Here is a 12,498-nt window from a genome sequence, read left to right on the forward strand (position 1 = left end):
CTGATCGCGTTCGCTCGTCGAATCGACGAGAGCGATCGTCCTTACGACGAGAGCGACCGGCCTCGCGACGAGAGCGACCGAACTCAGGCTGACGACGGCTCCCGGAAGAATTCGTCGCGTTCGAACGGTTCGTCCTCGCCCTCGACGGCGATCACGTCCAGGGCCGTCACCTCGGCGCCGACCTCGAGCAAGCCCGCCAGGCTCGGCTCCGTCCGGCCGTTGTCGCCACTGATGAGTTCCTTGATGTAGAGACCACCCTCCCCGTGGACCGACACCTCCGCGCGGGTCGGCTCGAGCAGGTCGCCCTCGATGGCGTGGACGGTGCGCTCGCGGGTGAGGCTCGCCCGCCGGTGGTCGACCCGTTCGGGCGTGTACTGCTCGAGGGTCGTCCCGTCGAGCGCCTCGAGGGCCGCGTCGAACGTCGTCCGATCGACGGGTTCGTCGAACGCGACCTGCGCGCGGTAGCGCTTGCTCGCATCGTGTTCCTTGACGCGTTCGACCATCTCGTAGGTGGCGAGTCGCAGTCCCTCGACTTCGACCGACCCGCCAGCGGCCTCGTTGACCGCCGCCTCGAGAGCCGCCGGGTCGGGCGACCGGATTCGTGGGCGCTTCACCTCGAGGACGAACGGCCGGCCCGTCCCGAGCATCAGGGCGTCGACGTCCTCCCGGCCGGCGCCGTGGAAGGTGCCGGACTCGCCGTCCATCGCCTCGACGACGTGGGGGCGAACGAACTGCTCGACGCTCTCGTCGTAGAGGTAGCCCGAGCCGCCGCAGTACTCGCAGGGTTCCTCGCCCTGGTCGCCCAGCTGGACGCCGTCGCCGCCGCACTCCCGGCAGGGCCACTCGGTCTGGGGGATATCGCGCTCGAGTTTGCGGTAGCGGCCGTAGACGAACGCGGGGTTGACCTGCAGGTCGACGGCGTGGCTCGTCACGGGCGCGCTCGCGTCGCCCGTGCTGGCGCTCGCGCTTTCGCTCTCCTCACTCTCGCCCTCACCCGCGCTCTCGCTCTCGCTCTCGTTCACGGCCTCGAGAACCTCGAGCACCTCGAACGGATCGAACGCCTCGAGATCGATCACCGCCAGCACGTCGGGGCGCTCGACCTCGAACGCGGCCCCGGTCCGAGCGCCGACCCGACGGCCGACCTCGCGGTTGAACTCGCGTTTCAGCGGTTCACCCGCCTCGACGTCGAAGCCGGCGTCCTCACGGAGCAGGCGGTCGTTCTCCTCCACCAGCGGCGGGACACGCGTCCCCACCTGGTAGGTCTCGAAGTCGATTCCTTCGAGGGCCGCAACGACGGTGTCGGCGACGGCGTCGAACGTCCCGCAGTATCCCTCACAGACCCAGCAGTCGAGCGGGTCGACTGGCTCGAAGTCCTCGTCGTCGGCCAGCGCGACCGTCGTCCGCAGCGCCCGCCCCCGTTCGGCGTTGGTCAGCCCGAAACTCCGGTCGGCGACGGGCCTGCCCAGGCAGGCGTCACAGACCGGTCCCGACGCGAGGAGCGCCCGGGCGTCTTCCGTGAGCGTCATGTCCCGGTATGGGCAGGCCGGGGGTAACACGCTTTCCCTTCCCGTCCGGACTCGAGTCGCGACGAAAACGTGGACCGTGAATGGGAAACTGGAGCGCATAATCCGACACCCTGCGGAAACCAGTTCACTGATAGGCGATGACTTTTACACGCCTCTGGCCCGTCTCTCCTGTATGACTGACCCACGACCGAGCCGTCGCCGCGTCCTCTCGATGGCCGCCACCGGCGCGTTCGCCGCCGTCGCGGGCTGTGCCGAACCCGGCTCATCCTCGAGCGCGGTGTCGTTCGACCAGGGGAACACGACGATCGACGTCAACCAGGAAGACCGGGCCGACGGCTCGGCGTACACCGAGGTGTACGAGGCCACGAGCGACGCCGTGACCCTCGTCCGCGTGGCGGAGAACGGCCAGGACGGGAGCCAGATTCCGACACAGGGCGAAGGGTCGGGGTTCCTGTACGGCGACGGCTATCTCGTGACCAACGACCACGTCGTCTTCAGCAGCACGGACGTCGACGTCTCCGTCCAGTACGCCGACGGCCGCTGGACGAGCGGCGAGGTGATCGGCACCGACTTCTACAGCGACCTGGCCGTCGTCGAACTCGAGGAGGTTCCCGAGTCGGTGACACCGCTCTCGTTCGCCGAGGAGCGCCCCGTCGTCGGCCAGGAGGTGCTCGCCATCGGCAACCCGGTTCGCCTCGACGGCTCGATGTCTCAGGGGATCGTCAGCGGCGTCAATCGGGCCGTGTCACCGGGCTGGCACGACTTCTCCTACCCAAACGTCGTCCAGACGGACGCGGCGGTCAACCCCGGCAACAGCGGCGGCCCGCTCGTAGACATGAACGGTGCGGTCGTTGGCGTCGTCCACGCCACCCAGGGCGACAATATCGGCTTCGCCATCTCCGCGGCGCTCTCGCGTCGCGTGGTCCCTGCGCTCATCGATCAGGGCGAGTTCCGTCACTCTCACATGGGGATTCGTCTCGTCCCGGTCGATCCCACCCTCGCCGAGGCCAACGACCTCGAGCGCGCCCAGGGAGTCCTGGTGGTCGAGACGCCGGACGGCGGGCCCGCGGACGGCGTCCTCGAGCCGAGCGAGATCGAGAACGGGATTCCGGTCGGCGGCGACGTGATCCGGGAGATTGACGGCGAACCGATCCCGGACAATCACGCGCTCTCGACGTACCTCGCGCTCGAGACCGACCCTAGCGATACGATCGCAATCGTGGTGATGCGCGACGGCGAGGAGCGAACCGTCGAGTTGACCCTCGGCGAGCGACCCGAGCCGGATTTTGGTCCGTTCTGAGTTCGGTCTGAATCCGTCCTGTGCCCGTTCTGGACTCGTTCAAATCGAACCGGATCGAACCAAACCGGCTCAAACGAAATCCGCCGATCTCCCGGGGAAAGCAACCCCTACACTCGAGTACGCGGTCCTCGCTCGAGTAAGCCACCCGTACAGATCAGTTCTCGTGAGCGTCGGTATCGGTGGACGAACGGATTCGAAACGCTCGGTTGCTGGAGTAAATCCGCAGAAGACGGCTGTTAACCGGTCGATAACAATAGTGACCGGTGTCGACACTTCGAACTGTCGCTCCCGCCTCAGCCATGAATCCCCCTCACTCGAGCCGTACCGTACCGCCTGCTCGCGCTGGTTCGTTCGACGGGCCCCGCACCCGTCGAGCCACCGGCGCGACAGTGACCGCACTCCCCCCGAAACAGGAGATGCCATGACTATGTACCTCGGCGAGACCGTGACGACCGTCGGGTTCTGGGTCGGCACCCTCCTGCCGTTCGTCTACGTACCGGTGTTTCTCACCGGCCTCAATTCGACGACCCGACTCGGCATCTTCTTCGCGCTCGTCGCGTTCAACGTGCTCGCGCTCGTCGTGGGCCACGACTATCAGGGCTCTCAACCCCAGTAGCGGGTTTCCGGGTTTCCAATTTCCGGTTCTTCAGTTTTCCAATTTTTTCGGTGGGCAATTGATAGTCCTCGGCCGCCAATAACACGACATGCAGGTGTACTGCCAGGGCTGTGCTGGCTGTTGCATCGACTGGCGACCGTTGCTCGAGTCCGATCAGCGAGACGCCATCGAGCACGAGCGACGCGGCCTCGGCGCCGTTCCGGACGAGGGGACTGCGGAGGAAACGGAGACGGAGGCGGGAACGGAAACGCGGACAGATGGCACCCCGATTCGCCGTCGAAACGCGATCGACGACGTCTACAACCTCGTGCCGCTCACCCGCGACGAGGTCCGGGCGTTCCTCGAGGCCGGATTCGGCGACGTCCTGATCCCGCGGCTGTGGGAGGCCGACGCGGTCGACGAGTCCGTCTCGATCGGCGGCTTCGACGTCGCCGCCATCGCCGGCCGCCCGGCCTTCTTCGTCGGACTCAGGAAGCCCCCAAAGCCGGTCGCTCCCTTCGGTCGCGAAGACGCCGCCTGGCTCCCAACCTGTACGTTTCTCGACCCCGAAACGCTCCAGTGTCGCATCCACGGCGACGACCTGTACCCGAGCGAGTGCGCGGAGTACCCCGCCCACAACGTCGCCCTCGAGCAACAGACCGAGTGCGAACGCGTCGAGGGAGCAGTTGGCGGCGAGCGAATACGGTTCGAGGACTCGAGCGACGACGAAGGGGCCGACTCGAGCGACGACGAAGGGACCAACCCGAGCGACGATGAGCAAGGGAGCGCGAAAAAAGAGGGCGTCACCGTCGACGTCGACGCTACCGACGGCCTGCTCCTCGGCCCCCAGGCGATCGGCCAGAAGCTGTTCGTCCACCCCGACCCCGACGCCCTCGAGGGGCGCCTCGAGCGCCTCGTGTCGGGCGACCTCTCGGCCGAGGACCGGGCGGCCTTCGTCGCCGTCGCCGCCGCCTCCGCGCCCGGCACGCTCGCGATTTCCGATCACCACTACGACCAGGCGTACGAGCGGATACTGGAGGCCGACTCCTGGGCGGGTGCGGCCATCCGCGAGTGGGAACGGCGCGCGACAGAGACGCCGGCCGACCCGTCCCAGGGCGAGGCCGTCGAAGTCGCTCGCGGCGCTCCCGAGACGCCGGGGTGGCCCGACTCGAGCGAGGAGTAGCAGTCGCTACGGACGGCTCTCGAGGGGCGGTAACGTCGAAAATGGGGCTGCGGCCCTCAGTTCGACTTTATCTCGCGGAACTTATCGAGCAGCGCGTCGGCGGAGTCGCCGGAGTCGTACTCGATCGTTCCCTCGTGGATCGTTCGTTCGTCGTCGAAGTCGGTGTCAACCCGGGACACCTGGCGTTCGCGGCGCTCGTGTTCGTCTTCGTCATAGGCACCCATTGACATGGCAAGTACACTCATTGTAGGAACGATCGCCATATGAATGTAACGGTCGTTCACATCACCAGGTCGGAAGAAAGGAAGACGTATCCCGATCCGGGTCGTAGGATCGCTCGTGGCACGGCCGCTTCGCTTTCGACACTCGCCCCAGCGCTGGTCCGACCAGCGCGTCAGACAGGAGATTTTCAACCCGCTGAACGGTAACATCGGGGCTCGAGACGCCGGTCCGTGGTACGCGATCGGCGGCTCGTGGGACACCCACCGATTCGAGATGGCCAACGGCGACGTCGCCCTCTTCGCTCGCTCGGACGACGACGCCTACTGGATGGGCAACACCGAGACCCCGTCCTCGCTGTGGCGAACGGACAAGTTCGCCTGGGAAGACGTCCCCTACCAGGTCGCCCGGTGGGCCCAGCGAGAGCTTCTCGCGACGCTCCACGAGCGCGAGGCCTGGCTGGCCGACTACCCCTACCTCTCGTGGTTCTTCCTCCCGGTCTTCATGTCCAAAGACGGCCGCAAGTCGACCCGGGCGTTCTTCCGCGAGCACGCCGCCGGCTTCCCCGACGCGGGTCGGCGCGAGGCGACCCGGTTCGTCGAGAAAATCCTCGAGACCGGCGCGCTCGACACCTACCGCGACGTGATGGCGGGCAAACTCGGCACGAGCCCACACGTCGACCGGGTTCGCATGAGCGCGGCGATGGCGGAGTTCATCGCGGCGAAGATTCTCGTCGACGCCGGCTACGAGATCACCCCCGAGATCGAGGTGACGACGGGCCACTCGCTCGACTATCGAGCCGAGGACGCCGCGACCGGCACGAACGTGCTGGTCGAAGTCACCCGACCACAGCCGCCAGCGAACCGCGCCGCCGCCGGTCCCGTCGCCTCCGTCAGGGACACCGCGGAGACGAAGACCAGCGGCCAGCTCGCGAATCACGGCGGCGGCGCGACCCTATTCGTCGACTGCTCGAGCTTCCCCGACGACGCCTGGGCGGCCGTCCGGGGCGAACAGCCGGACGTTCGCCACCGGCCCGCGGTGGTCTACCGCGCCCGTCCCGACGGGCGCGTCGAGGGGTATCAGAAAGGGTCGGTACCGCTCGAGCTCGGGGACGCGATTTCGTTCGTCGATTGACTCCTGTACACGTGTGGTCTCGATACGCGAACGGAACGGATTCTCGAGCGAGGACTGATTCTCGGTCACGACCAATTTTCGCTATCCGCCAAAAACGACGAGCTCGAGCGGCGGCTAGAACGACATCGGCACGGGCGCGTACGGACTACCGAGCGGCGTCGGATCCCGGTCGGAGTAGCCAACACGGCCGACCGCCTTGTCGCTCACCGCGGAGTAGACCGCCAGTTGGGCGTCGTCCGCGGACTCGAACGTCTCGCCCTCGAGACGTCCCAGCACGTCGCCGAGTTGCTCGGACCCGTTCGGGAGGTCGAGGTCCCGGTCGCCGTAGGCCTCGATCAGTTCCTCCGTCGTCGCGGGGTACTCGTGGGCGTCGATGAACTCGCTGGTTCGGTTACGGAACATCACACCCAGATTAACCCGAACAATAATTATAAATATTGTCCATAAATATCTCTCAGGAGGGTCGTATTCCTTTGATTCATTAATGACCCTAGAGTGTGCCTGTCGTTCGGCCCATTTCTCGCTCGAGAGGCGATCTGGGTATTGATATAGAAAATATAGTAAGAGCCGCCGAGCGGCGTGTTCGTCGATGGCCCTCGAGACGAGCGCCCGACCCGCCCCAGAGGAACTGACAACCGCTTTAACGCCGGGCCGTCAGCACCCACTATGCCCTACGCCGACCTTCACGTTCACACGACGCGCTCGGACGGCAGCCTCGAACTCGCCGACGTCCCCGCAGCCGCCCGCCGCGCCGACGTCGCCGTCGTCGCCGTCACCGATCACGACCGGCTCCAGCCGTTCGACGAAACGGCCGTCGAGCGCGACGGCGTCACGCTCGTCCAGGGGATCGAACTCCGCGTCGAAACCGAGAGCGGCCAGCGCGTCGACCTGCTCGGCTACGGCGTCGAGCGAACCGACGCCCTAGTCGCCGAAACCGAACGCATTCAGCGAGATCGGCGCGAACGCGGGCGGAAGATCGTCGAGCGCGTGGAGGAGCGACTGGGGATCGACCTCGGTCTCGAGGTGGACACCGGCTTCGGCCGTCCGCACGTCGCCCGAGCCATCGCCAGCCATCCCGATTCGGGCCACGACTACAGGGGAGCGTTCGACCACCTCATCGGGAACGACGGGCCGTGTTACGTGCCGCGGGACGTCACGTCGTTCTCGGAGGGGCGCGAGATCCTCGTCGAAGCCTGTTCGATCGTCTCGCTGGCTCATCCCCTGCGATACCCCGATCCCGAATCCGCACTCGCGCTGGCGGCCGATCTCGACGCCGTCGAGCTGGCCTACCCCTACGGTCGCGAGGTCGACCTCGAGCCGGTCGAGCGAACCATCGAGCGCTACGACCTGCTCGCGACCGGGGGGACGGACGCCCACGAGACGGAACTGGGCGTCGCCGGGTTGTCGCAGGCGGAGTACGAGGCCCTCGAGTTGCCCGTTCCCGTCGAGGGCGTCTGACCGCCGGGACCTCACGTCTCGGTCTCGTTTTCTGACGACGGCTCTTCTTCGACTACGTCACGCGTCGCGGCTCTCGCGTCCTCTACCCACTCCGGAGCCGTGACGTTCAAGTCGGGGTCACCGACGCGATTGGTCGACAGGTCGTTGACCACTGTGAGCGTTTCCTCGTGCTCGACCTCGTGCTCGAGGCGGAAGGCCCGCACGTACCCGTCTTCGTGGACGATCATCCGCATCGAGGCGTTCTCCGTGTCGTGGACGCGCGTGTCGGGATCCGTCGACTCGAGGACGTAGTACGTGTCGTCCTCGATAGTTGCGCGCGAAACCGTCACGTTCTCCATCGATCCGAGGCCCTGCCGGATTGTCCCTGCCCCCAGGAACCGCGAGGGGAACGCGTCGAACCGATCGTACCGAACCGATCCGTCCGGTCGATGCGAACGCACGTAGGTCTCGTTCGCCCGCCAGACGTCCTGTCTGATCACGAAATCGTCGTGAAGGGGTTCGACGTACTCGTGGCCAACCATCGGACCGCCGGCTTCGGCGGTCGCGTTCGACGAGCTTCGTCGGACGATAGAACCGTTGGGATGGTACCACGTGACCGTCTGCTCGAGCGTGAAACTCCGTTCGACCAGGATGTCGGCGTGAGCGGTACCCACATCGTGCGGACTCGTCACGCCCTCACTCGTGAGTCCTGGAAGCAGTTCGTCCGACTCCGAGGGCTCCGGATCCACCGGCTCGTCGACGCCGTAGGGCTCTCGATCGATCTCTTCGACACCCGAGCCGAACGCGCTGCAACCGGCGAGGAGGACGACCAGGAGGATCACGAGACCAGCACGCGAGGCGGTACCTTGCATTACCGACCTGTATTAGTGGTGTCATCTTACACGTTTGGGTTGGGCGCGTCGTGTCGGCGGACATCGGAGTAGTCCCATCGAACGAGAACGGAGGGTTCAATGCAACTGGTACCATACAGGGCCGTATGAACTGCCACTACTGCGACCAGGAAGCCGCTTTCGCCGCCGAGTCCGACGGGCTCAGGGTCGGCCTCTGCGAGGAGCACTTCCGGGAGCGGTTGCAGGAGCTCGCCGAGGCAGACGGTCTCGAGACGCTGAAAGAACGAGTCAACGTCGACCGCGCGGAGTAACGCCGCCGATCACGCCTTTTTACGCCGTGCGACCCGCATCTACGTCGATCGCATCCACCGGGCAGACGTCGACACAGAGCATGCAGTCGATACACTGGGCCTCCTTCGTCGGTTCGGCCTTCTGCTCGCTCTCGGGGTGACCCGGCGTGTCGACCCAGGTGAAGACGTCGACGGGACAGTCCTCGAGGCAGGCCCCGTCCGCGATGCAGATGTCGTAGTCGACGGCGACGTGGGTGCCGTGGATCCCGAGTTGCTCGGGTTCGTCGACCGGCCCCCAGACGGCGACGCCGTTCTCCTCGCCGACTTTCTCTCGATTCTCGTGGAACTGCGGATCAATGGCCATTGCTAACATCCACATCGTCCGACGGGCCCTTAACTGTATCCCTCTATTTATATACCCCGCGCCGAAATTTCGAGTTAGGCAAGCCTAAAAGTGCAGGACGGGAACGACTCTCGAATTTTTGACTAGTCTTCGCTGCAGTGGCCTATATATTGGATGAGAAGGGAACGTGACCGGCTAACCGGTGATCTCAACAGACCGGCTTCGGGTTCGCTCCCAGCCCCTCGAGGGTCTCGACGTACTCGCCGTAGGCAGCCTCGATCGCTCCCGTCGCGGCGTCCTGGGCCCGGTTCCAGTCGTCCTCGGATTCACAGACCGTCGAGAGCACCTCGAGCGTCGCCTCGCGCTGGGTCTCGAGGTCGTCGCCGAAGTCCCGGAAGACCTGGGCGGTCCGTGGGTCGGCGCTGCCGACGAAGAAGCCGACGGTCTGGCTCTTCGAGCGGTCACTGGCGAGGATGCGGCCGAGGAGGCCGCCCAGCCGCGAGGCGGTGTCCTCGCGCCCGCGAAGGTACTCGTGGAGCGCAGGCGTCTCGGCCGTCTCGGGGTCGTGATCGTCCTTGAGGTGGTCGGTGACGGTCTCGTAGTGGTCGCGCTCGTCGCTCGCGGCTGCCGCGAAGGCCTGGCGAGCGCCGTCGTGGGGTTCGTCGTCGGCCCAGTTCTCGAAGGTTCGCCAGGCGGCGTACTCGGCGTCTGCGGCCGCCCGGAGGACGGGTTCGGTGTCGATGTCGCCCTCAGTTGCGGCGTACAGCGACTTCGAGGAACCGAGTCGCGAGAGGGGAGTCCGGTTCTCGTCTTCGATGGTCTCGAGGAACGTGTCGGTGTCGATGTCGGTCATGGGTCTGCGTAAACGATGGATGCGGAGAATCGTGTTTCTATCGCTGTGTTCGGCTCTCGCCGATCACGGCGATGGGCGAATCGAGCGAACTCGAGCGCTCGAGCGCTCGCCCTTTCGAATTCGTGAGTACGTCGAGATCAGTACAGCGCCGTTCAGCTCCCGTCGCCGGTCTCGATCGGTGCGTTGACGAGGTTGCCCCACTCGGTCCAGGAGCCGTCGTAGTTGACGGCGTCCTCGTAGCCCAGCAGTTCGTGCAGCGCGAACCAGGCGACCGAGGAGCGCTCGCCGATACGGCAGTAGGCGACGGTCGTCTCGTCGCCGTCGATGCCCTCCTCGCCGTACAGTTCCTCGAGTTCGTCGCGGCTCTTGAACGTGCCGTCGTCGTCGGTCACGGCCGCCCAGGAGATGTTCTTCGCGCCGGGGACGTGGCCGCCGCGCTGGGCGGTCTCCTGCAGTCCCGGGGGCGCGAGTACCTCGCCGGAGAACTCCTCGGGCGAGCGGACGTCGACGAGCGGCAGGCCCTTGTCGATGGCGTTCTCGACGTCGTCGCGGTAGGCGCGGATGGACTCGCGCGGGCCGGACGCATCGTATTCGACGGCGGAGAACTCGGGGACCTCGTCGGTCGTCGGGTAGTCGTTCTCGAGCCAGTACTCGCGGCCGCCGTCGAGCAGGCGAACGTCGTCGTGGCCGTAGTACTTGAACTGCCAGTAGGTGTAGGCGGCGAACCAGTTGGCGTTGTCGCCGTACAGGACGACCGTCGAGTCGTCGCTGACGCCGTGACTGCCCAGCAGGTCCTCGAAGTCCTCCTTCGAGAGGATGTCGCGGGTCGTCTGGTCCTGGAGCTGAGTCTCCCAGTTGAACCCGACAGCGCCGGGAGCGTGGCTCTCGTCGTAGGCTTCGGTGTCTACGTCGACCTCGAGCAGCCGGTACTCGGGGTCGTCGCTCTCGAACTGGTCGAGTCGGTCGGCCACCCAGTCGGCGGTGACCAGAACGTCGTTGGCGTAGGTGTCGTCTGCCATGGCCGGTACTATGGGGACGGCACGGAAAGCGACTGGCGAATCGGCCAATACGGTCGTCGCTCGACCATACTGGCCAATCTTGCCGCCACTTCGAAGTGCCTCGGGACCGCGACCGGCGTTCTCGAGGCGTTTCCGACCGATCGAGTTCGGGGTTCGGTGAGTATTGCCGCTACCTCGGTCAGACGGGGACACCTGCCGTGACCGGTGGTCTCTGGAGCCTCGACGACGAATCCTCGTCGATGAGCGCTTCTATCGTTGCCTCGATTGACTGGCTCGAAGCCCACCGGGAGGACCCATCGGTCCGCCTCGTCGACGTGCGCGACGCCTGGGAGTTCGACGGCATCGGTCACCTGCCGGGGGCGGTAAACGTCCCGTTCGACGCATTTCGCGACCGCGAGAGCGACGACCCGGGGACGCTTCCGGGGCACTCGGTCGTCGAATCCCTCCTGGGTTCGGCTGGCGTCGAGCCCGCGGACACCGTCGTGGTCTACGACGACACCTACGGTGTCTTCGCCGGCCGGGTGCTCGTCACCCTCCATCTCTACGGTCACGACGACGTTCGCCTGCTCGAGACTGATTACAGCGGCTGGGCCCGCGAGCACGAGACGTCCCAGGAGACCGGGACGGTCACCGAGACGACCTACGACGCGCGGCCGCTCGACCTCGAACCGAGTCCACTGGTCGACGCCGAGACCATCGAGGCCGCGCTCGAGGACCCCGACTCGGACGATCACGTCCTGGTCGACACGCGCGAGCGCGAGGAGTTCGAGACGGGGCACCTGCCAGGGGCCGTCCGCTTCGACTGGCGCTCGACCGTCGACGAGGACCGCCGTCGGCTCAAACCCAAAGATGACCTCGAGGACCTGTTCGCCGACCACGGAATCACACCTGACAAGCGAGTGATCCTCTACTGCAACACAGCACGCCGGATCAGCCACACGTACGTCGTTCTCCGCTGGCTCGGGTTCGAGCGCGTCGCCTTCTACGAGGGGAGCCTGACCGAGTGGGAGGCTCGAGACGGCGTGATCGAGCGGGGAGCGAGCGGGTGAGCGTACGTCCACGAGCACGTGAATGAACGGCCCCGAAAACTGGCCGTGTTGAGGCGTCCCGCACGGACAAAGGGCTTAACCGGCCCGACGAAGTACACACGAGGCATGCAGCACGTGAAGATTCCGCAGGACCGGATCGGTGTCCTCATCGGCGAGGGTGGCGAGACGATGCGTCGGATCGAGTCCGAAGCCGAGGTCCGTCTCGACATCGACTCCGAGAACGGGTCGGTCGCGGTCGAGACCGTCGGCGACCCCGTCCGCGGCCTCAAGGGGCCCGAAATCGTCCGAGCCATCGGCCGCGGGTTCGCCCCCGACGACGCGCTCCGTCTGCTCGCCGACGATATGATGCTCTTCGATCTGGTCGACATCGACGCCGCCGCCCGCAACAAGAACGACCTCCAGCGACAGAAAGGTCGACTCATCGGCGAGGGCGGGCGCACGCGCGAACTCATGGAGGAACTTTCGGGCGCCTCGGTCGTCATCTACGGGTCGACGCTCGGCATCATCGGCACGCCCCCGGAGGTGGACGCCGCCCGGACGGCCGCCGAGATGTTGCTCGACGGCGCCCCCCACGGCGCGGTCTACTCGTTCCTCGAGGACCGGCACAACGAGATGAAACACCAGGGAATGCAGTACCACCGCTTCCCCGGCGGCGAGTCCTGAGTGCTCTGATCGAGTACCGAACGTCCCGCCGCCCGA

General features: G+C 66.1%; 15 protein-coding genes. 8 read left to right on the forward strand and 7 right to left on the reverse strand.

What is annotated here, in order from left to right; genetic code table 11:
• Nucleotides 1–83: 83 nt before the first annotated feature.
• Nucleotides 84–1,526: a tRNA pseudouridine(54/55) synthase Pus10 gene (locus J1N60_RS01315; RefSeq protein WP_312910075.1), complete on the reverse strand. Its 1,443-nt coding sequence runs from the start codon at nucleotides 1,524–1,526 to the stop codon at nucleotides 84–86.
• Nucleotides 1,527–1,698: 172 nt separating this feature from the next.
• Here J1N60_RS01315 and J1N60_RS01320 point away from each other — a divergent pair, with 172 nt between their 5' ends.
• The 3 genes from J1N60_RS01320 (at nucleotide 1,699) to J1N60_RS01330 (ending at nucleotide 4,604) form a co-directional block, all read left to right on the forward strand.
• Entirely contained in the window at nucleotides 1,699–2,826 is a 1,128-nt protein-coding gene (locus J1N60_RS01320) for a S1C family serine protease (protein ID WP_312910076.1), read from the forward strand.
• 427 nt (nucleotides 2,827–3,253) lie between these two features.
• Nucleotides 3,254–3,442: a DUF8028 family protein gene (locus J1N60_RS01325; protein ID WP_312912633.1), complete on the forward strand. Its 189-nt coding sequence runs from the start codon at nucleotides 3,254–3,256 to the stop codon at nucleotides 3,440–3,442.
• A gap of 88 nt (nucleotides 3,443–3,530) precedes the next feature.
• Nucleotides 3,531–4,604, forward strand: a complete 1,074-nt coding sequence (locus J1N60_RS01330) for a YkgJ family cysteine cluster protein (RefSeq protein WP_312910077.1) — start codon at nucleotides 3,531–3,533, stop codon at nucleotides 4,602–4,604.
• Between the two features lie 56 nt (nucleotides 4,605–4,660).
• On the opposite strand, the gene J1N60_RS01335 is transcribed toward J1N60_RS01330, so the two are convergent.
• A complete protein-coding gene (locus J1N60_RS01335; protein WP_253438040.1) occupies nucleotides 4,661–4,834 on the reverse strand; it encodes a DUF5786 family protein in 174 nt (57 codons plus the stop codon).
• A 109-nt stretch (nucleotides 4,835–4,943) separates the two neighbouring features.
• On the opposite strand from J1N60_RS01335, the gene J1N60_RS01340 reads away from it, so the two are divergent.
• A complete protein-coding gene (locus J1N60_RS01340; protein WP_312910079.1) occupies nucleotides 4,944–5,957 on the forward strand; it encodes a DUF5784 family protein in 1,014 nt (337 codons plus the stop codon).
• 114 nt (nucleotides 5,958–6,071) lie between these two features.
• Here J1N60_RS01340 and J1N60_RS01345 read toward each other — a convergent pair whose 3' ends face one another.
• Entirely contained in the window at nucleotides 6,072–6,359 is a 288-nt protein-coding gene (locus J1N60_RS01345; protein ID WP_312912634.1) for a DUF5789 family protein, read from the reverse strand.
• A 264-nt stretch (nucleotides 6,360–6,623) separates the two neighbouring features.
• Here J1N60_RS01345 and J1N60_RS01350 point away from each other — a divergent pair, with 264 nt between their 5' ends.
• On the forward strand, nucleotides 6,624–7,415 hold the full coding sequence (locus tag J1N60_RS01350; protein WP_312910080.1) for a PHP domain-containing protein: 792 nt from the start codon (nucleotides 6,624–6,626) through the stop codon (nucleotides 7,413–7,415).
• Nucleotides 7,416–7,426: 11 nt separating this feature from the next.
• Here J1N60_RS01350 and J1N60_RS01355 read toward each other — a convergent pair whose 3' ends face one another.
• Nucleotides 7,427–8,266, reverse strand: a complete 840-nt coding sequence (locus tag J1N60_RS01355; RefSeq protein ID WP_312910082.1) for a hypothetical protein — start codon at nucleotides 8,264–8,266, stop codon at nucleotides 7,427–7,429.
• Nucleotides 8,267–8,391: 125 nt separating this feature from the next.
• Here J1N60_RS01355 and J1N60_RS01360 point away from each other — a divergent pair, with 125 nt between their 5' ends.
• A complete protein-coding gene (locus J1N60_RS01360) occupies nucleotides 8,392–8,556 on the forward strand; it encodes a DUF6757 family protein (protein WP_253430648.1) in 165 nt (54 codons plus the stop codon).
• A gap of 19 nt (nucleotides 8,557–8,575) precedes the next feature.
• Here J1N60_RS01360 and J1N60_RS01365 read toward each other — a convergent pair whose 3' ends face one another.
• The 3 genes from J1N60_RS01365 to J1N60_RS01375 form a co-directional block, all read right to left on the reverse strand.
• Nucleotides 8,576–8,899, reverse strand: a complete 324-nt coding sequence (locus J1N60_RS01365) for a 4Fe-4S dicluster domain-containing protein (RefSeq protein WP_312910084.1) — start codon at nucleotides 8,897–8,899, stop codon at nucleotides 8,576–8,578.
• 187 nt (nucleotides 8,900–9,086) lie between these two features.
• Nucleotides 9,087–9,731, reverse strand: coding sequence for a rubrerythrin family protein (locus J1N60_RS01370; protein WP_312910086.1), 645 nt, complete (start codon nucleotides 9,729–9,731; stop codon nucleotides 9,087–9,089).
• A 152-nt stretch (nucleotides 9,732–9,883) separates the two neighbouring features.
• Nucleotides 9,884–10,750 (reverse strand): sulfurtransferase, encoded by an 867-nt coding sequence (locus J1N60_RS01375; protein ID WP_312910088.1) that lies wholly within the window; start codon nucleotides 10,748–10,750, stop codon nucleotides 9,884–9,886.
• A 239-nt stretch (nucleotides 10,751–10,989) separates the two neighbouring features.
• Here J1N60_RS01375 and J1N60_RS01380 point away from each other — a divergent pair, with 239 nt between their 5' ends.
• Nucleotides 10,990–11,799, forward strand: a complete 810-nt coding sequence (locus J1N60_RS01380; RefSeq protein WP_312910090.1) for a sulfurtransferase — start codon at nucleotides 10,990–10,992, stop codon at nucleotides 11,797–11,799.
• Nucleotides 11,800–11,904: 105 nt separating this feature from the next.
• Entirely contained in the window at nucleotides 11,905–12,462 is a 558-nt protein-coding gene (locus tag J1N60_RS01385; protein ID WP_254158441.1) for a KH domain-containing protein, read from the forward strand.
• Nucleotides 12,463–12,498 lie beyond the last annotated feature (36 nt).

It is taken from the genome of Natronosalvus caseinilyticus (assembly GCF_017357105.1).
In the GTDB taxonomy this organism is placed as follows: Archaea; Halobacteriota; Halobacteria; order Halobacteriales; family Natrialbaceae; genus Natronosalvus; species Natronosalvus caseinilyticus.